The organism is Paracoccus sp. NBH48 (genome assembly GCF_015390265.1).
Classification (GTDB): Bacteria; Pseudomonadota; Alphaproteobacteria; order Rhodobacterales; family Rhodobacteraceae; genus Paracoccus; species Paracoccus marcusii.
The window spans coordinates 1-16,444 of sequence record NZ_VUOJ01000009.1 but is presented as its reverse complement, the minus strand read 5'-3'; the positions used below and the strand labels follow the sequence as shown (position 1 = coordinate 16,444).

The window sequence follows — 16,444 nt, the reverse complement described above, 5'->3', positions numbered from 1 at the left end:
CCGGCTCTCACTTTTCCCGGTCTCGAACGGGACCGGGTCGGGTCCGTTAGGGCAAGATCACCCGAAGGACTGGGCCTTCGGAAAAACGCTTCCCCATCTCAGGAAGGCAATTAAGCAAGGTTTCCCCCGCACCCTCCGTCTCGGACAGGACAGGGCCGCGTGCGGCCCCGCCATTCCCCGCCCTTGTCCGGCGGGGAAATTCCTGTGGTCAGTTCGCGGTCGCAGAGACCACGTCGATCGACACGCCCGGACCCATGGTCGAGCTGATCGAGACCTTTTTCATGTAGGTGCCCTTGGCACCCGTCGGCTTGGCGCGGCTGACCGCGTCCACGAAGGCGCGCAGGTTCTGGGCCAGCTTGTCCTCGTCGAACGAGACCTTGCCGATGCCGGCATGGACGACGCCCGCCTTCTCGGCCTTGAACTGGACCTCGCCGCCCTTGGCTGCTTCGACGGCCGATTTCACGTCCATCGTCACGGTGCCGACCTTGGGGTTCGGCATCAGGTTGCGCGGGCCCAGGATCTTGCCCAGACGGCCGACCAGCGGCATCATGTCCGGCGTCGCGATGCAACGGTCGAACTCGATCTTGCCGGACTGGATGGTCTCCATCAGGTCCTCGGCGCCGACGATGTCCGCACCGGCGGCCTTGGCTTCGTCTGCCTTGGGGCCACGGGCGAAAACGGCGACGCGGACGTCCTTGCCGGTGCCTGCGGGCAGGGTCACCACGCCGCGGACCATCTGGTCGGCGTGACGCGGGTCGACGCCCAGGTTCAGCGCGATCTCGACGGTCTCGTCGAACTTGGCCGAGGCCTGCGCCTTGACCAGCTTGACGGCGTCCTCGACGGTCAGGTTGGCCTTGCCTTCGAAGGCGGCGCGGGCGGCGGTCTTTTTCTTGGAAACGTTTGCCATGATCAGCCCCTCACCTCGATGCCGATCGACCGGGCGGAACCGACGATGATCTTCATCGCGGCATCCACGTCGTTCGCCGACAGGTCCTTCATCTTGGTCTCGGCGATCTCGCGGATCTGCTTGACCGTCACGGTGCCTGCGGTGGCACGGCCCGGCTTGTCCGAACCCTTGGCGCGGTTGCGCTTGCCGACCGGCTTCAGGCCGGCTGCCTTCTTGAGCAGGAAGGACGCGGGCGGCGTCTTCGTCTCGAAGGTGAACGACTTGTCGGCATAATATGTGATGACGACGGGCACGGGCGAACCCTGCTCCATCTCCTGGGTCTTGGCGTTGAACTCTTTGCAGAACGCCATGATATTGATGCCGCGCTGACCCAGGGCCGGGCCGACGGGGGGCGACGGGTTCGCTTGGCCCGCCTTGATCTGCAGCTTCAGGCTGCCAACAACTTTCTTGGCCATCTGGCCTTCTCCTTTGTCATCAAGCCCCGCACGGGGGCCGATTTAGCGGTGCGGCCTCACGGCCTCCCGCAGCTGATCACGAAGATTTCGAAACCTGCGTGAATTCCAGTTCGACCGGCGTCGGCCGGCCAAAGATCGACACCGTCACCTTGATGCGCGAGGAAATCTCGTCGATCTCCTCGACCATCCCCGAGAACCCCTCGAACGGGCCGTCGGTCACGCTGACCTTCTCGCCAACGTCAAAGCGGATCAGGTTGCGCGGCGCGGCGGGTGCGCCGTCGTCCGAGCGGTGCAGCATCATGTTCACTTCGTCGTCGCGCATCGGCATCGGTTTGCCCTGCGCGCCCAGAAAGCCGGTGACGCGGTTGATCGAATTGACCAGGTGATAGGTCCGGTCCGACATCTCCATGTGCACCAGCACATAGCCGGGCATGAAGCGGCGCTCGGACGTCACCTTCTTGCCGCGACGGATCTCGATCACTTCCTCGGTCGGGACCAGGACCTCGTCGATCTGGTCGTCCAGGCCCTTCTCGGCGACGGACTGGCGAATCGCCTCGGCGACCTTCTTTTCGAAGTTCGACAGGACGCTGACCGAATACCAACGTTTTGCCATGTCTCGATCGACCCCTGCTCATCTTTCGGGAATCACGCGGACAGCGCGCCAACCCTTTGAATTCCATGTCGTCCGGAAATATGCAAATCGGCGCGCATGCGCATTCGATGCACGCCGTGTCCCGGACAGTCGGGGGGAAATACCGCCCCCCGCCCGCAATTGCAAGCCCCGATCAGCCGCTGATCAGGCGCAGCCCCTGGGTCAGACCGGTGCGGATCGTCAGGTCGACCAGGAAGAAGAACAGGCTGGTGATCGAGGCGAAGATCAGGACCATGATGGTCGTGGTGATCACCTCGCGGCGCGTCGGCCAGGAAATCTTGGCGGCTTCGGCGCGGACCTGGTTGATGAACTGGACGGGATTGGCCACGGGCGGCTCCTTGGGCAAATGCGACCGCGGGTCTAGCCGGGCACGCCCGGCTTTTCAACCCTGATCGCGGTCAGGACGCAGGTCTGGCGGAAGGACCTGGCAGGGGCAGGGGGACTCGAACCCACGACCCTCGGTTTTGGAGACCGATGCTCTACCAACTGAGCTATACCCCTGAGGTCGGGCCTGATTAGTGCCACCCTGTCCGCCCGTCAAGCAGATATCGGACCGCTACAGGTGGCGCGGAAACTCGATCTTGGGACAGCGGTCCTGAACCACGGTGATGCCGCGCGCGCGGGCACGTTCGGCGGCCGCATCGTCGCGCACGCCAAGCTGGGTCCAGATCACCTGCAGGTCGGGCAGATGGGCCAGCGCCTCGTCGACCACCTGCCCCACCGCGTCCGAGCGGCGGAAGATGTCGACAAGCTGCACCCCTTCGGCAGCCGGGATGTCGGCCAGCGTCGCATAGACCCGCTCTCCCAGGATGGTCTGGCCGTCGTGACCTGGATTGACCGGGATGACGCGGATGCCCTGGGACTGCAGATAGCGGGCGACGCCCCAACTGGGCCGCGCCTCGTTGGGGGACAGGCCCACCATTGCCACAACCTTTGTGTCGCGGGCGATGCGCGCGATGTCGTGATCCTCGTCCGTGTGGATGTCCATGATCGTCCCTCCTCCGGGCCGCAGCCGCAGGTTGCAGCCTCTCATAGAAAAAGCGCCCGGTCCATACGATGGCCGGGCGCAAGTCGCGGAACGAGGGACAGTGATCTGGACATGACCGTTCCGGGGTCATGCCATGAGGTGTAAATGGGCATCAGGAAGAAAAGTTCCACCCCGATCACGCATTTGTGATTCTTGTGTCGCCAGCGTCAGCGCCACAGGCGCTGAGCCTCTGCCACGATCCCGGCGGGGTCGCTGGACAGGCGCCGTTCCGCGGCACCTGATTCCAGCAGGTACAGCCTGCCCGCCACCACCGCGAAATGGCGCGGATCGCCCATCTGCGGGCGTCCGTCGACGATGGACACCGGGCACATACCGTCCAGCGCCGGGGCAAAGGATCGCGGGTTGGCCTCGAACCGGGCGCGATTCTCTTCGGATGCGAAATGCCACAGCTGGCCCTTCCACATCGTCGCGATGTCGCTGCGCCCCGGGGTCGGGCGACCGGCCTGCGCATAGCCCACCGGGTCGAACCCGCCCACGGCCCAGTCCTGCGCCGCCGCGGGAAGCGCGGCCGCAAGGCTGATCAGCAGGCACAGGACAGAGGCTTTCATGACGACTCGACGGTTGCGGTCCGGTCTACTTGACAGCAGCCGGACCAAATCTCAACGCGCGTGACATAATCGTCGCAGGGATGTGATATTCAGGCACGCCCCGCGGCATACAGGGCCACGGCGGCGGCGTTCGACACGTTCAGCGACCCGAAATCGGCGGCAAAGGGAATCCGCGCGACATGGTCACAGGTCTTCATCGTCAGCTCTCGCATGCCCGGCCCTTCGGCGCCCATCACCAGGCAGACCGCCCTGCCCGACAGGTCCGACATCAGGTCAGGCAATGATTCGGTGCCGGTGCCGTCCAGACCCACCAGGATGAAGCCCATGTTCTTCAGCTGGGTCAGCGCCTCGGCCAGGTTCGGCACGCGCAGATAGGGCTGACGCTCCAGCGCGCCCGACGCCGTCTTGGCCAGGGCGCCCGTCTCGGGGGCGGAATGGCGGTGCGGGGCGATGACCGCGCGCGCGCCGAACACCTCGGCCGAGCGCAGGATCGCGCCGACGTTGTGCGGGTCGGTCACCCGGTCCAACGCGACCAGCAGCGGCCGCGTCTCTCCGGGCGCCTCGCGCAGCGCGACCTCGGACAGGCTGCCCCATTTCAGCGGCTTGACCTCCAGCGCGGCGCCCTGGTGGACGCTTTCGGCGGCCAGCCCCACGGCCTTGTCGAAGATGCGCGGATCGGTGATCTCGGGCTCCATCCCGTGCAGATCGCCAAGCCGGGCCAGCGCATTCTGGGTGACCACCAGCCGCAGCTTCTGACGCACCGGGTTGGCCAGCGCGTCGCGGACCGCGTGCAGGCCGAACAGCCAGACCGTCTCGGCGGCGGCCGCGCGGCGGGCGCGTTCCTTGTCGATGACCCATGTGGGCTTCTTGGCGTTTCCGCTCTTGTCGGACATGCGCGGCCTCCTTTCCTTGTGGACCCTTCTCTGCGCGCAGGGCGCGCATCGCGCAAGCCCCGGAAATCCGCTTGACGCCCCCCGACGGGGCGGCTAATCACCCCGCACGCCGAAAGCGATCGGCGGGCGACGTGCTGCAAGGTGCGGCAGCGGACTGTAACTCCGCCGGGGAGACCCACGCCTGGTTCGATTCCAGGGTCGCCCACCACTTTCCCGACATTCCGGATGATCAAGTGGTGGCAGGGACCACCCTTGCGGTGGGGCTTTTGCTGTGCCCGCACAACCGCTAGGCTGAACCCGATCACGTTCCGCAAAGGATGTCGGGTGCCCCCCAGGAAACTTACGCAGCCCAATCTGCTGATCGTCGCCCAGGCCGGACGGCTGGAGTTCGAGGCTGTGATCCTCATGGCCAGCCTGCGCGCGCATGCCCCGGATTTCACGGGCACGGTGTTCATCGCCGAACCCACCCCCGACGGCGCCTGGAGCGGGCATGACACGGCCATATCGGACCCGTGCCGCCAACTGCTGACCGATTTCGGCGCCACGATCGTGCCGTTCACCGCGCGCCATTTCGGTGCTTCCTATCCTCAGGGCAACAAGATCGAGGCCCTGTCGGTCCTGCCTGCGGGCAAGCCGTTCCTGTTTCTGGACACCGACACGCTGATCACCGGGCCGCTGGACCGGGTCCGCTTCGACTTCGCCCAGCCATCCGCCTCGATGCGGCGCGAGGGGACCTGGCCCAAGCCGCCGCTTTACGGCCCGGGCTATCACGGCATCTGGCAATCGCTTTACGACCGGTTCGGGCTGTCCTTCGCCCCCACGCTCGACCTGTCGCAGCCTGACGAACACTGGGAACGCTATCTGTACTTCAACGCGGGGTGGTTCTTCGGGTCCGACCCTGCAGAGTTCGGTCAGCGGTTCCTGGCCTGGGCGCTGGCCCTGCGCGATAGTCCGCATGACGCATTGGCCTGCCAGGTGATGGACCCGTGGCTGGACCAGGCGGTGCTGCCGCTGGTCATCCACAGCCTGGGCGGCGGGCGGCCCGGCCCTGCGCTGGACGGTCTGGACGGCGACGTGACCTGCCATTACCGCCGGCTGCCGCTCCTCTATGCCCGCGACCCCGAGGCTGCGATCACCGCGCTGGAGGGCGCCGTCGCCGCCAGGGAGGTCAAGCGCGTGCTGCGGGAATGGGAGCCTGCGCGCAAGCTGATCTATCAGGACAAGGGACGCCAGAAGGTGCGCCCGATCTTTGCCGACAGGCCGACCCCTGCCCCGGAAAAGATGATTCGCAACCAGTTGAAGGCACGGGGGTGGTGGCTGGTCTAGCGCCGCGCCAATCGGATCGGGCCGCGCGGATCGGGCCCCACGGGGAGCCCCTTCTGCAGGACGGCGATTTCCCCCTCCGCCGCCATCTGCAGCGCCAGACGCCGCAGCGGGTCCATCAGCGGGCGCCAGTCCTCGGCCAGATCGCGTGCGATCCGGCTGGGGCAGCAGGTCGTGCCCGGCCGCAGCCGGGCGACCTGCGTAAGGATGGCCCTGCGCAGGTCGTCATCGGTCATCCCAGGGCCGCGTCGCAGCGCGCGCAGACGCCCGGATGGGCATGCGTGCCGACATCGGGCAGGATCTTCCAGCAGCGCTGGCACTTCTCGCCCTCGGCGGTCTCGAAGACGACGCCGATGCCCGGGGTCTCGGCCATGCGGAACGCCTCGGTGGGCGCGGGGTCCGCGGTCAGCGACAGGTCCGACGTGATGCACACATCCGCGAAGGCCACCGACTTCAGCGCGGCCAGCATCTGGGCATCCTCGACATGGACGACGGGCGCGGCCTCCAGGCTGGCGCCGATCGTCTTGTCGGTCCGCTTGACCTCCAGCGCGGCAGTGACCACGCGGCGGGCGCGGCGGACATGCTCCCATTTGGCGGCCAGCGGCTCGTTCAGCCAGTCGGCCGGCGTCTGCGCGAAATCGTGCAGGTGCACGCTGTCGTCTTCCGACGGGAAGCGCGACAGCCAGACGTCCTCCATCGTGAAGGCAGGATCGGCGCCAGCCAGGTCACCAGCCGGTGGAACAGCAGGTCCAGCACCGTCCGCGCTGCCCGCCTGCGGTCGCTGTCCGCCGCGTCGCAATACAGCGCGTCCTTGCGCACGTCGAAATAGAAGGCCGACAGATCGATGGTGCAGAACTGGAACAGCGTCTGGAACACGCCCTGGAAATCGAACGCCGCATAGCCCTGGCGGACCTGGTGGTCCAGCTGCGCCAGCCGGTGCAGCATCCACTGCTCCAGCTCGGGCATCTGGGCGGGCGCGATGCGTTCGGCATCGTCGAACGCGGCCAGCGCCCCCAGCAGGAAGCGCAGCGTGTTGCGCAGGCGGCGATAGCTGTCGGCGGTGCCCTTCAGGATCTCGGGGCCGATCCGCTGGTCGGCGGTATAATCGGCCTGCGCCACCCACAGGCGCAGGATGTCGGCGCCGTACTGTTCGATCACCTTGGCGGGCACGATGGTGTTGCCAAGCGACTTGGACATCTTCATGCCCTTCTCGTCCAGCGTGAAGCCATGCGTGACCACGTTGCGATAGGGCGCGCGGCCCTTGGTCGCGCTGGCCTGCAGCAGCGAGGACTGGAACCAGCCGCGATGCTGGTCGGTGCCTTCCAGATAGACGTCGGCGATGCCGTCCGGCGCGCCATCCTCGCGGTCGCGCAGCACGAAGCTGTGGGTCGAGCCGCTGTCGAACCACACGTCCAGCACGTCCATGACCTGGTCATAGGCCTCGGGGTCCGCGATCCCGTCCAGCATCCGCGCCTTGAAGCCCGCGCTGTACCAGACATCCGCGCCATCCGCCTCGAAGGCCGCGACGATGCGGTCGTTCAGGCGCGCATCGCGCAGCAGGAAGTCGTCGTCGGTGGGCTTGGCGCCCTTCTTGACGAAGCAGGTCAGCGGCACGCCCCAGGCCCGCTGGCGCGACAGCACCCAGTCGGGGCGGTTCTCGACCATGGAATGGATGCGGTTGCGCCCGGTCTTGGGCCACCACTTGACCAGCTGGTCGATCGAGTTCAGCGCCCGCGCCCGGATCGTGTCCCCATGCTGGCCCAGCCCGTCGTCCAAGGGCTTGTCGATGGCCGCGAACCACTGGGGCGTGTTGCGATAGATCAGCGGCGCCTTGGACCGCCAGCTGTGCGGATAGGAGTGCTTGATCTTGCCCTTGGCCAGCAGCGCGCCCGCCCAGGCCAACTGCTTGATGACGCTGACATTGGCCGGGCCGTCCTTGCCGTCGGGCGCCACGATTGCCTCGCCGCCAAAGATCGGCAGGTCCTTGCGATAGCTGCCGTCCGGCTCGACATTGTAGGTCATCGGCAGCTTGAAGCGCAGGCCCAGCTGATAGTCGTCGTCGCCATGGCTGGGCGCGGTGTGGACGAAGCCCGTCCCCGCCTCGTCAGTGACATGATCGCCGGGCAGCATGGGGACGTCGTAATCCCACTCGCCCGCGCCACCTTCGACCCCGCGCAGGGGGTGGGACAGGATCAGCCCGTCCAGATCGGCGGCGGTCACGTCCGCCGCGCGGGTGAAGCCCGTGACCTTGGCCTGCGCCATCACCCCCTCGGCCAGCGCATCGGCCAGCACCAGACGCTCTCTGGCGACGGCGGTCGAGCCTTCGGCCACGGCATCGACCTGATAGAGGCCATAGGCGATCTGCGGGTTGAACGCGACGGCGCGGTTCTGCGGAATGGTCCAGGGGGTGGTGGTCCAGATGACGACCTCGGCGTCCGACAGGGCGCCCTGCCCCTGCACCCCGAACCGCACCCAGATCGTGTGGCTGGTATGGTCGTGATACTCGACCTCGGCCTCGGCCAGGGCGGTCTTCTCCACCGGCGACCACATCACGGGCTTGGACCCCTGATAGAGCGAGCCGTTCATCACCAGCTTCATGAACTCGGCCGCGATGACGGCCTCGGCGTGGTAATCCATCGTCAGATAGGGCCGATCCCAGGCCCCGGTCACGCCCAGGCGCTTGAACTCCTCGCGCTGGATGTCGACCCATTCATCCGCAAAGCGGCGGCATTCCTGGCGGAACTCGACCATGTCGACCGCGTCCTTGTCGCGGCCTTCCTTGCGGTATTTCTCCTCGATCTTCCATTCGATCGGCAGGCCGTGACAGTCCCAGCCCGGCACATAGCGCGCATCGAAACCCATCATCTGGTGCGACCGCACGACGATGTCCTTGATGGTCTTGTTCAGCGCGTGGCCGATATGCAGATGCCCGTTGGCATAGGGCGGGCCGTCATGCAGCACGAACGGCTTGCGGCCCGCCGCGGTCGACCGCAGGCGGTCGTAGACGCCGATGCGCGCCCAACGCTCCAGCCATTCGGGTTCGCGCGCGGGCAGGCCCGCACGCATCGGAAACTCGGTCTGGGGCAGAAAGACGGTATCGCGGTAATCGGGCTGCGTGGCGTCGGCCATCGGGGCGTTCCTTTGAGAGATGTTCGGACAAGACTGACCCGGCGGCGTGAAACCTCACGCCACCGGGCTGCTAATTCGAGATCCGAACGCCGGAAATTTCATCCGCCCTCTATAGAAAGCGCCGCTTGGCGCTGCAAGCGCCGAACCTAGCGCATGGGCCCCCGTCCCGCTAGACTGCGGTCACCGCCCTCGGAGAGCCCGATGCCCCCCGCCCCGCTGCGCAGCCGCCTGACCCGTCGCGATGCGGCGCTGCGCCGGTTCGCACGGCTGCGCTACGGACCGCGTGGCACGCTGGCACTGCACCGCCACGCGATCGGCGCGGACCTGCTGCGCGCGCCGGTGAACGTGATGCTGGCGCCGGTGGCCCTGCTGATGCTGGGCGCGGGCTGGGCCCTGACGCGGATGGGGGCCACGCGGGTGGGCGGCTGGCTGCGCAGCCGGCGGGTGTTCCTGCGGTCCGACGTCTCGACGGTGATCCAGCGCGACCTGGGCGCGCTGATCGCCGATCTGCAGCGGCAGGGCCTGGGTCCGGACACGTCCCCCGACCGCATCGCCCGCGCCATCCGCAGCCATGCCGACACCCGCAATGCCGTGGCCGAGATCACGACCTCGCTGATCGTGCTGACCGTGGGGATCGCGCTGTTTCACCGCGCGACGCCGGGCATGATCTCGCTTGCCGGGCCGATGGCGCAGATGCGCGCGCATGGCGCCGCGGTGCGCGACTTCGCCCTGGGCGACACGTTGGGGCGGGCGTGGTACTGGGACTTTCCGGTGGAGACCGCGCCGCTGACGGTCGTCGCGACCGGGGTGGCGCTGGCCGTGGCGGGGTCGCTGGTGACCACCTTCGCGGGGCTGATCGCGGACCCGGTCCAGCTGTGGACCGGCATCCACCGGCGGCGCCTGTCGCGCCTGATGGCACGGCTGGACGCCGAGACGGACAGCGGCGCGCCCGAACCCGAACACCTGCTGGCCCGACTTGGCGACGTGATCGACACGGCGCTGATCGCGCTGCGATCCTGGCGCGGCTGAACGCCGCCTAGCCGCGCCCGCGATAGGTCGGCACGCCCTGATCGGGCAGCCACAGGCCCGCAGGCGCCGCGCCCGTCTGCCAGAACACGTCGATCGGCATGCCGCCGCGCGGGTACCAGTATCCGCCGATGCGCAGCCAAGCAGGCTCCAGCAGGTCGGCGATGCGGCGGCCGATGCCCACAGTGCAATCCTCGTGGAAGGCGCCGTGGTTGCGGAAGCTGCCCAGGAACAGCTTCAGCGATTTCGATTCGACCAGCCAGTCGCCGGGGACATAGTCGATCACCAGATGCGCGAAATCGGGCTGGCCGGTCAGCGGGCACAGGCTGGTGAATTCGGGCTGGGTGAAGCGCACGGCATAGGTCTGGCCGGGCTGGGGGTTGGGCACACGTTCCAGCACGGCCTGGTCGGGGTGCTGCGGCAGGGGGGTATCGCTGCCCAGCTGGGTCAGCGCGTCGGTATAGTGGCTCATGGCTCGCTCCTGTTTTGTCCGGGTGGGCTGCGACCGGGTGGCCCCCCTTACGGCGGCACGCGGCCCCTTGCAACCGCGCCGCCCCTGCCCCAGATGCGGCGCATGGACCCGCGTTTCGACATCACCGAGGCAGAGATCGCCCGCACCGTCGCCGTCTTCTACGGCGCCGTGCGGCGGCACGAGGTGCTGGCCCCGATCTTTGCCGAACATGTCGGCGACTGGGCCGCGCATGAGGATCGCATCGCCGCCTTCTGGAAGGGCGCGATCCTGCACAAGGCCGGCTACAACGGCAGCCCGATGCGCGCGCACCTGTCCGCGGGCAACGTCCGCCCCGAGCATTTCGAGATCTGGCTGACGCTGTTCGACGAGGCGCTGCGCCGCACCCTGCCGCCCTGGTCGGCCCGCGCCTGGTCGCAGATGGCGCATCGCATCGGCCAGGGGCTGCGCGCCGGGGTGCAGAACATCGACGCGGGCCGCGCGGGGCCGCCCGTCCTGCGCTAGCCGCGGGTGCGCGGCGGGCGGGGGCGATAGACCGGCAGCTTCCAGCCGCGCACCATGCTGCCCGCACGCAGCACGAAGGTGACCATGCCGCAGGCGGCCAGGGCCTCGACCCGGCCCAGGCCCATCCAGACCAACAGCACCGCCGCCAGCGCCCCGCCAAACGCCGCCGTCAGGTACAGCTCGCCCTGCTTGAGGACCAGCGGAACCTCGTTGCCGACCACGTCGCGCATCAGCCCGCCGAAGGTGCCTGTGACGACGCCCATGATGACCACGATGACCGGACTGAACCCGCCCGCCAGGGCCACGGCGACGCCCGCGGGCACCGCCACGGACAGGGCAAAGGCGTCCAGCCACAGCAGCAGGCGATAACGGCTTTCGAACCGATGCGCGGTCCAGAACACGACCATCGCCGCCACCGCGGCCACCACGACCAGCGACGGCCGGGCGACCCAGAACACCATGTCCCGGCCCAGGATCAGATCGCGCAGCGTCCCGCCGCCCACGGCCGTCATCGCGGCCATGAAGACAAAGCCCACCGGATCCAGCTGCGCGCGGCTGGCCACCAGCGCCCCGGTCAGCGCAAAGACCAGCACCGAGGCATAGTCCAGCACCCAGACCAGCGTGGGCAGCCCCGCGATCACCTGTCCCGTCACGGCTTGAACGGCGCCATGCCCGCGCGGGCCAGTTCGTCCGCGCGTTCGTTCTCGGCATGGCCGGCATGGCCCTTGATCCAGCGCCATTCGACGCTGTGGGTGGCCTGCGCCGCATCAAGCCGCTGCCACAATTCGACGTTCTTGACGGGCTTCTTGTCGGCGGTCTTCCAGCCGTTGCGCTTCCAGCCGTGGATCCACTGGGTCACGCCGTTCTTGACGTAGTTGCTGTCGGTCACGATCACGATGGTGCTGGGCCGGGTCAGGGCCTCCAGCGCGCTGATGGCGGCCATCAGCTCCATCCGGTTGTTGGTCGTGGCGGGCTCTCCGCCCTGCAGCTCGCGCTGCTTGACCACGTTCGCGCCGTCCAGCGCGCGCATCAGCACGCCCCAGCCGCCGGGGCCGGGATTGCCGCTGCAGGCGCCGTCGGTCCAGGCGAACAGTTCAGCCATCGATGGTCACGTGCCCCGGAAGGGCCGCCACCCGCGCCAGCCAGCCGCGCACGGCCGGAAAGCGGTTCATGTCGAACCCGCCGCGCGCACCCGCGCTGTGCGTATAGGCATAGAGGCAGATGTCGGCCAAGCTGGCCGCGTCGCCCACCAGCCAGTCTTGGGTCGCCAGGTGATCCTCCATCACGGACAGCAGCGCGTGGCCGCGATCCAGCAGGTCGGCCAGCCGGTCGGGCGTGGCATCCGCCGCGCGATGGGGATAGCTGACCAGCGCCTGGCGCACCGCGATGACCGGTTCGTGGTTGTACTGTTCCCAGAACATCCAGCCCAGCATCTGCGCCCGCAGGGTCCGGCTGGCGGGCCAATAGGCCGTGCCCTCGCCCAGATAGCACAGGATCGCGTTAGATTCCGCCAGCGTGGTCCCGTCGTCCAGACGCAGCGCCGGCAGCTTGCCGAAGGGCAGCGCGCCCTGGTCCTTGGCCTGCTGCAGGGCGGCCGATCCGTATTCGCAATCGACCCGGTCCAGCGACTGGCCGGTCAGCGCCGCCAGCAGCCTGACCTTGTAGCTGTTGCCCGATGAGGGCATCGAATAGAGCCGCATGCTGTCCCTTTCCGCCATGTCCGCGCCGCTATAGCCGCGATCGGCGCGGCAGGCCAGCGGGCCTCAGGCGGGCGCGGGAAGATAGGGGATGCTGCCGGCCGCGTCGCTGTCGTCGATCAGCCGGAAATGGCTGACGGACCCGCCCTTGCGGGCATTGGCATGGGGCGCATAGTCGGGATCGTTGACGAAGCCCATCGCGTCCTCGCGGGTCGGGAACTCGATCAGCGCGATCAGGGTGACGTCGCGGGCCTCGCCCTCCAGCGTCTCGATATGGCCGGACCGGGACAGGTAGCGGCCGTTGTGGCGGGCGGCGATGTCATGGACCGCCGCCGCATAGGGGGCGATCCAGGCGTCGTCGGTGACGGTGACTTCGGCAATCAGATAGACGGTCATGTGGGGTCCTCCAACCTGTGGCCGGAGGATAGGACCGGGGCGGGCGATCCGGCAAGGGGCCGGTTCGGTCAGGCCGTCTCGCGCAGGACGCGGGGGACCTTGAACTCGACCCGTTCCACGGCGGTCTCGACCACCTCGACGGTCACGTCATAAGCGGGCGTGGAAGGCGTCGATGACCTCGTTGATCAGCACCTCGGGGGCGCTGGCGCCGGCGGTCACGCCGATGCTGCGGATACCGTCCAGCGCCCGCCAGTCGATCTCGGCCGCGCGCATCACCAGCTGGGCATAGCCGCAGCCCGCGGCACGCCCGACCTCGACCAGGCGCTTGGAGTTGCTGGAATTCTCGGCCCCGATCACCAGCAGCGCATCGACATGCGGCGCCACCGCCTTGACCGCCGCCTGGCGGTTGGTGGTGGCATAGCAGATGTCTTCCTTGGCGGGCCCGATGATCGCAGGGAACCGCGCCTGCAGGGCCGCGACCACGGCGGCGGTATCGTCGACGGACAGGGTGGTCTGGGTGATGAAGGCCAGGCGCGCAGGGTCGCGGACCTGGACGCGGGCCACGTCGGCCACGTCCTCGACCAGGATCACCTCGCCCTCGGGCAGCTGGCCCATGGTGCCAAGGACCTCGGGGTGACCCCTGTGCCCGATCATGATCATCTGCAGGCCCGCGGCGTGGTGCCGCTCGGCCTCGATATGGACCTTGCTGACCAGCGGGCAGGTCGCGTCGACATAGACCATCTCGCGGCGCTGCGCCTCGGCCGGGACGGCCTTGGGGACGCCATGGGCGGAAAAGATCACGGGCCGGTCGGCCGGGCATTCGTCCAGTTCCTCGACGAAGACCGCGCCCTTGTCGCGCAGCGTGTCGACGACATACTTGTTGTGCACGATCTCGTGGCGGACAAAGACGGGGGCGCCCCATTTTTCCAACGCGAGTTCCACGATCTTGATGGCGCGGTCGACGCCTGCGCAGAAGCCGCGCGGGGCGGCCAGATACAGGGTCAGGGGGGCTTTGATCTGTTCCATGCCCCTCAGGTAGCGTGCCGACCCGGTTTCGTCCAGCGCCACGCGGTCACATCTGCTGCACCCTGCGCGCATGGCGGGGGCGCCCGCATCGGGGATCAGCGCGCGACGGCCAGCAGGGCCGCCACGTCCAGATGCGCCTCCAGGTGATCCGCCAGATCGTCCAGCGCGGCATCCACCCCGGCCTCGAACCCCGGACGCGAGGCGGCACCAAGCCGGGCCAGGAAGGCCGCGCGGAACGCATCGTCGGAAAACAGCCCGTGCAGATAGCTGCCCGTTACGCGGCCATCCGCGCTGATGGCCCCGTCGGGGTCGGGGACATGAGCGAAGGGGCGCGCGCAGTCCGGGCCGTCGGTGCGGCCCATGTGGATCTCGTATCCCGACACAGGCTGGCCCAGGGCGGTGCCGGTTACGCGGGTCAGCCGCTTGTCGGGGGCCATGACGGTGGTCACGTCCAAAAGGCCCAGCCCCGCCACCTGCCCTGCCACCCCGTCCGCGCCCGACGGATCGTCGATCATCCGGCCCAGCATCTGATAGCCACCGCAGATGCCCAGCACATGCCCGCCGCGCCGGTAATGCGCGGCCAGGTCGATGTCCCAGCCCTGTGCCCGCAGGAAGGCCAGATCGCCCAGGGTCGATTTCGTGCCCGGCACGATCACCAGACCGGCGTCGCCCGGGATCGCCTGTCCCGGCGTCAGCATGGTCAGGCGCAGGCCGGGTTCCGCCGCCAGCGGGTCCAGGTCGTCGAAATTGGCGATGCGCGACAGGGTCAGGCAGACGACATGCAGCCCCGCCCCGCCACTGGCGCGCAGATCGACCGCATCCTCCGCCGGCAGGCGGTGCGCGTCCGCGAACCACGGCACGACACCGAAGCCGCGCCAGCCGGTGCGCGCCTCGATCATCCGGTAGCCGTCGTCGAACAGGCGCGGATCGCCGCGGAACTTGTTGACCAGGAAGCCCCGGATCATCGCGGCGTCGCCAGCGTCGATCACGGCCTGGGTGCCGACGATCTGGGCGATGACCCCGCCCCGGTCGATGTCGCCCGCCAGCACGACGGGCACCCCCGCCGCGCGGGCAAAGCCCATGTTGGCGATGTCGCGGGGGCGCAGGTTGACCTCGGCGGGGCTGCCCGCCCCCTCGACGATCACCAGGTCATGGGCGGCCGACAGGCGGGCAAAGCTGTCCAGAACCCCGCCCAGCAGACGGGGCTTCAGCCCCTGGTAATCGCGCGCCTCGGCCCGGCCGATGGCGCTGCCCTGCAGGATCACCTGCGCGCCGCGGTCGGTCTCGGGCTTCAGCAGGACCGGGTTCATGTCGGTATGCGGCTCCAGCCCGCAGGCGCGGGCCTGCAGGGCCTGGGCGCGACCGATCTCTCCGCCGTCGGCGGTGACGGCGGCATTGTTGGACATGTTCTGCGGCTTGAAGGGCGCCACGGACAGGCCGCGGCGGGTCGCGGCGCGGCACAGGCCCGCCACCAGCATCGACTTGCCGACATTCGAGCCGGTGCCCTGGATCATCACCGCAACCATCGGACACTCTTGCTTGCCATCACCCTGACAGGTGACTAGATAGGCGCGTCCGCAAATGAAAGGGCCGAAAGCCGTGGAAAACGTCATCCTGACCGTCCATCTGATCCTGGCAGTGATGCTGGCCGGGTCGTCCTGCTGCAGCGTTCCGAAGGGGGCGGGCTGGGCATGGGCGGCGGTGGCGGTGCCGGTGGCGGCGTCATGTCGGGCCGCCAGGCGGCCAACGTGCTGACCCGGGTGACGTGGATCCTGGGCGTGGCGATCTTCGCGACCTCGATCGCGCTGACGATCCTGGCGGCGCGCCAAGCCAACAACAGCTCGATCATGGACCAGTTTGGCGGCCAGGCCCCGACCGAGGCACCGGCGACCGGACTGCCGGGTCTGCCGGCCTATACCCCGCCGCCCTCGACCGCGGGCAACCCGCTGACCCCGCCCAGCCCCGATGCGGCGACCGACGCCCCGGCGACCGAGACCCCCGCGGCGGACGCCCCGGCGACAGACGCGGCCGTGACCCCGGCCCCCGCGGCCCAGACCCCGGCAGAGGCCCCCGCGACGGCACCCGCCGACGCGCTGACCCCGCCCGCCCCCGACGCCCCGGCACCGGCCGCGACGTCCCCGGCGGCGACGCCCGACGCCGCGGCGGAAACCCGCCACCCCGGACACCGCGCCCGCACCGGCGAACTGACGACAGACACCACTGCGGGGGGCGCCAGGCGCCCCCCTTCCACTTGCGGTCCGTTGCGGCCACGGGGCGAATCGGTTATTTCGTGGGTCCCGTGATCGTCGTCATTCGGACGGCCCGCTAAGACAGAATTGCACATCACGGGGGCCTCATGGCGCGTTACATC

General features: G+C 68.6%; 18 protein-coding genes, 2 tRNA genes and 2 pseudogenes. 5 read left to right on the top strand and 17 right to left on the bottom strand.

Features of this window, described 5'->3' with window-relative positions; genetic code table 11:
- Positions 1–208 precede the first annotated feature (208 nt).
- From rplA to rlmB, 8 genes are all read right to left on the bottom strand, one after another.
- The gene (gene rplA, locus F1642_RS13300) at positions 209–907 is read right to left on the bottom strand and encodes a 50S ribosomal protein L1 (RefSeq protein ID WP_046001339.1); all 699 of its coding nucleotides are present in this window, start codon (positions 905–907) and stop codon (positions 209–211) included.
- A gap of 2 nt (positions 908–909) precedes the next feature.
- Positions 910–1,362 carry a 50S ribosomal protein L11 gene (gene rplK, locus F1642_RS13295; RefSeq protein WP_045981377.1) on the bottom strand — a complete coding sequence of 151 codons (453 nt, stop codon included), beginning with the start codon at positions 1,360–1,362 and terminating at the stop codon, positions 910–912.
- A gap of 76 nt (positions 1,363–1,438) precedes the next feature.
- On the bottom strand, positions 1,439–1,975 hold the full coding sequence (nusG, locus tag F1642_RS13290; RefSeq protein WP_045981378.1) for a transcription termination/antitermination protein NusG: 537 nt from the start codon (positions 1,973–1,975) through the stop codon (positions 1,439–1,441).
- Between the two features lie 172 nt (positions 1,976–2,147).
- On the bottom strand, positions 2,148–2,342 hold the full coding sequence (secE, locus tag F1642_RS13285; protein WP_042249102.1) for a preprotein translocase subunit SecE: 195 nt from the start codon (positions 2,340–2,342) through the stop codon (positions 2,148–2,150).
- A gap of 97 nt (positions 2,343–2,439) precedes the next feature.
- Positions 2,440–2,515 (bottom strand) — tRNA-Trp (locus F1642_RS13280).
- Positions 2,516–2,570: 55 nt separating this feature from the next.
- A complete protein-coding gene (locus tag F1642_RS13275) occupies positions 2,571–3,002 on the bottom strand; it encodes a CoA-binding protein (RefSeq protein ID WP_046001338.1) in 432 nt (143 codons plus the stop codon).
- Positions 3,003–3,208: 206 nt separating this feature from the next.
- Positions 3,209–3,610 carry a YHS domain-containing (seleno)protein gene (locus F1642_RS13270; protein ID WP_045981380.1) on the bottom strand — a complete coding sequence of 134 codons (402 nt, stop codon included), beginning with the start codon at positions 3,608–3,610 and terminating at the stop codon, positions 3,209–3,211.
- 89 nt (positions 3,611–3,699) lie between these two features.
- The gene (rlmB, locus tag F1642_RS13265) at positions 3,700–4,503 is read right to left on the bottom strand and encodes a 23S rRNA (guanosine(2251)-2'-O)-methyltransferase RlmB (protein WP_045981381.1); all 804 of its coding nucleotides are present in this window, start codon (positions 4,501–4,503) and stop codon (positions 3,700–3,702) included.
- Positions 4,504–4,627: 124 nt separating this feature from the next.
- On the opposite strand from rlmB, the gene F1642_RS13260 reads away from it, so the two are divergent.
- Together F1642_RS13260 and F1642_RS13255 are read left to right on the top strand one after the other, a co-directional pair.
- Positions 4,628–4,711: transfer RNA gene (locus F1642_RS13260), tRNA-Tyr, on the top strand.
- A gap of 116 nt (positions 4,712–4,827) precedes the next feature.
- Positions 4,828–5,829 carry a hypothetical protein gene (locus tag F1642_RS13255; RefSeq protein ID WP_194886445.1) on the top strand — a complete coding sequence of 334 codons (1,002 nt, stop codon included), beginning with the start codon at positions 4,828–4,830 and terminating at the stop codon, positions 5,827–5,829.
- Here the strand turns inward: F1642_RS13255 and F1642_RS13250 are convergent.
- Together F1642_RS13250 and ileS are read right to left on the bottom strand one after the other, a co-directional pair.
- A complete protein-coding gene (locus F1642_RS13250; protein ID WP_194886444.1) occupies positions 5,826–6,062 on the bottom strand; it encodes a DUF3253 domain-containing protein in 237 nt (78 codons plus the stop codon). The genes F1642_RS13255 and F1642_RS13250 overlap by 4 nt on opposite strands.
- A pseudogene (ileS, locus tag F1642_RS13245) lies at positions 6,059–8,955 on the bottom strand (isoleucine--tRNA ligase). The gene F1642_RS13250 and the pseudogene ileS overlap by 4 nt, the downstream one beginning before the upstream one ends.
- A gap of 201 nt (positions 8,956–9,156) precedes the next feature.
- On the opposite strand from ileS, the gene F1642_RS13240 reads away from it, so the two are divergent.
- Entirely contained in the window at positions 9,157–9,984 is an 828-nt protein-coding gene (locus F1642_RS13240) for a DUF6635 family protein (protein ID WP_194886443.1), read from the top strand.
- Positions 9,985–9,991: 7 nt separating this feature from the next.
- Here F1642_RS13240 and queF read toward each other — a convergent pair whose 3' ends face one another.
- Positions 9,992–10,453, bottom strand: coding sequence for a preQ(1) synthase (gene queF / locus F1642_RS13235; protein WP_045981386.1), 462 nt, complete (start codon positions 10,451–10,453; stop codon positions 9,992–9,994).
- A gap of 102 nt (positions 10,454–10,555) precedes the next feature.
- Between queF and F1642_RS13230 the strand changes: the two genes are divergently transcribed.
- Positions 10,556–10,954 carry a group III truncated hemoglobin gene (locus tag F1642_RS13230; RefSeq protein ID WP_232303373.1) on the top strand — a complete coding sequence of 133 codons (399 nt, stop codon included), beginning with the start codon at positions 10,556–10,558 and terminating at the stop codon, positions 10,952–10,954.
- Here F1642_RS13230 and F1642_RS13225 read toward each other — a convergent pair.
- The 6 genes and pseudogenes from F1642_RS13225 to F1642_RS13200 all read right to left on the bottom strand — a co-directional run bounded on the left by F1642_RS13225 (position 10,951) and on the right by F1642_RS13200 (position 15,599).
- On the bottom strand, positions 10,951–11,607 hold the full coding sequence (locus F1642_RS13225) for a trimeric intracellular cation channel family protein (RefSeq protein ID WP_232303372.1): 657 nt from the start codon (positions 11,605–11,607) through the stop codon (positions 10,951–10,953). The genes F1642_RS13230 and F1642_RS13225 overlap by 4 nt on opposite strands.
- Entirely contained in the window at positions 11,604–12,056 is a 453-nt protein-coding gene (gene rnhA, locus F1642_RS13220) for a ribonuclease HI (RefSeq protein WP_045981388.1), read from the bottom strand. The genes F1642_RS13225 and rnhA overlap by 4 nt, the downstream gene beginning before the upstream one ends.
- Positions 12,049–12,654: a glutathione S-transferase family protein gene (locus tag F1642_RS13215; RefSeq protein ID WP_194886442.1), complete on the bottom strand. Its 606-nt coding sequence runs from the start codon at positions 12,652–12,654 to the stop codon at positions 12,049–12,051. The genes rnhA and F1642_RS13215 overlap by 8 nt, the downstream gene beginning before the upstream one ends.
- Positions 12,655–12,717: 63 nt before the next feature.
- Positions 12,718–13,047: a DUF1330 domain-containing protein gene (locus tag F1642_RS13210; RefSeq protein WP_045981390.1), complete on the bottom strand. Its 330-nt coding sequence runs from the start codon at positions 13,045–13,047 to the stop codon at positions 12,718–12,720.
- Positions 13,048–13,115: 68 nt separating this feature from the next.
- Positions 13,116–14,073: pseudogene (gene ispH, locus F1642_RS13205) on the bottom strand (4-hydroxy-3-methylbut-2-enyl diphosphate reductase).
- Positions 14,074–14,168: 95 nt separating this feature from the next.
- Entirely contained in the window at positions 14,169–15,599 is a 1,431-nt protein-coding gene (locus F1642_RS13200; RefSeq protein WP_194886441.1) for a cobyric acid synthase, read from the bottom strand.
- Positions 15,600–15,764: 165 nt separating this feature from the next.
- On the opposite strand from F1642_RS13200, the gene secG reads away from it, so the two are divergent.
- Positions 15,765–16,376, top strand: a complete 612-nt coding sequence (gene secG / locus F1642_RS13195) for a preprotein translocase subunit SecG (RefSeq protein WP_255522447.1) — start codon at positions 15,765–15,767, stop codon at positions 16,374–16,376.
- Positions 16,377–16,444 lie beyond the last annotated feature (68 nt).

What these genes read in the sequence shown, in the direction of transcription:
- rplA (WP_046001339.1), bottom strand. Translation starts at nt 907, where the DNA reads ATGGCAAACGTTTCCAAGAAAAAGACCGCCGCCCGCGCCGCCTTCGAA.
- rplK (WP_045981377.1), bottom strand. Translation starts at nt 1,362, where the DNA reads ATGGCCAAGAAAGTTGTTGGCAGCCTGAAGCTGCAGATCAAGGCGGGC.
- nusG (WP_045981378.1), bottom strand. Translation starts at nt 1,975, where the DNA reads ATGGCAAAACGTTGGTATTCGGTCAGCGTCCTGTCGAACTTCGAAAAG.
- F1642_RS13275 (WP_046001338.1), bottom strand. Translation starts at nt 3,002, where the DNA reads ATGGACATCCACACGGACGAGGATCACGACATCGCGCGCATCGCCCGC.
- F1642_RS13270 (WP_045981380.1), bottom strand. Translation starts at nt 3,610, where the DNA reads ATGAAAGCCTCTGTCCTGTGCCTGCTGATCAGCCTTGCGGCCGCGCTT.
- rlmB (WP_045981381.1), bottom strand. Translation starts at nt 4,503, where the DNA reads ATGTCCGACAAGAGCGGAAACGCCAAGAAGCCCACATGGGTCATCGAC.
- F1642_RS13250 (WP_194886444.1), bottom strand. Translation starts at nt 6,062, where the DNA reads ATGACCGATGACGACCTGCGCAGGGCCATCCTTACGCAGGTCGCCCGG.
- F1642_RS13240 (WP_194886443.1), top strand. Translation starts at nt 9,157, where the DNA reads ATGCCCCCCGCCCCGCTGCGCAGCCGCCTGACCCGTCGCGATGCGGCG.
- queF (WP_045981386.1), bottom strand. Translation starts at nt 10,453, where the DNA reads ATGAGCCACTATACCGACGCGCTGACCCAGCTGGGCAGCGATACCCCC.
- F1642_RS13230 (WP_232303373.1), top strand. Translation starts at nt 10,556, where the DNA reads ATGGACCCGCGTTTCGACATCACCGAGGCAGAGATCGCCCGCACCGTC.
- rnhA (WP_045981388.1), bottom strand. Translation starts at nt 12,056, where the DNA reads ATGGCTGAACTGTTCGCCTGGACCGACGGCGCCTGCAGCGGCAATCCC.
- F1642_RS13215 (WP_194886442.1), bottom strand. Translation starts at nt 12,654, where the DNA reads ATGCGGCTCTATTCGATGCCCTCATCGGGCAACAGCTACAAGGTCAGG.
- F1642_RS13210 (WP_045981390.1), bottom strand. Translation starts at nt 13,047, where the DNA reads ATGACCGTCTATCTGATTGCCGAAGTCACCGTCACCGACGACGCCTGG.
- F1642_RS13200 (WP_194886441.1), bottom strand. Translation starts at nt 15,599, where the DNA reads ATGGTTGCGGTGATGATCCAGGGCACCGGCTCGAATGTCGGCAAGTCG.
- secG (WP_255522447.1), top strand. Translation starts at nt 15,765, where the DNA reads ATGGGCGGCGGTGGCGGTGCCGGTGGCGGCGTCATGTCGGGCCGCCAG.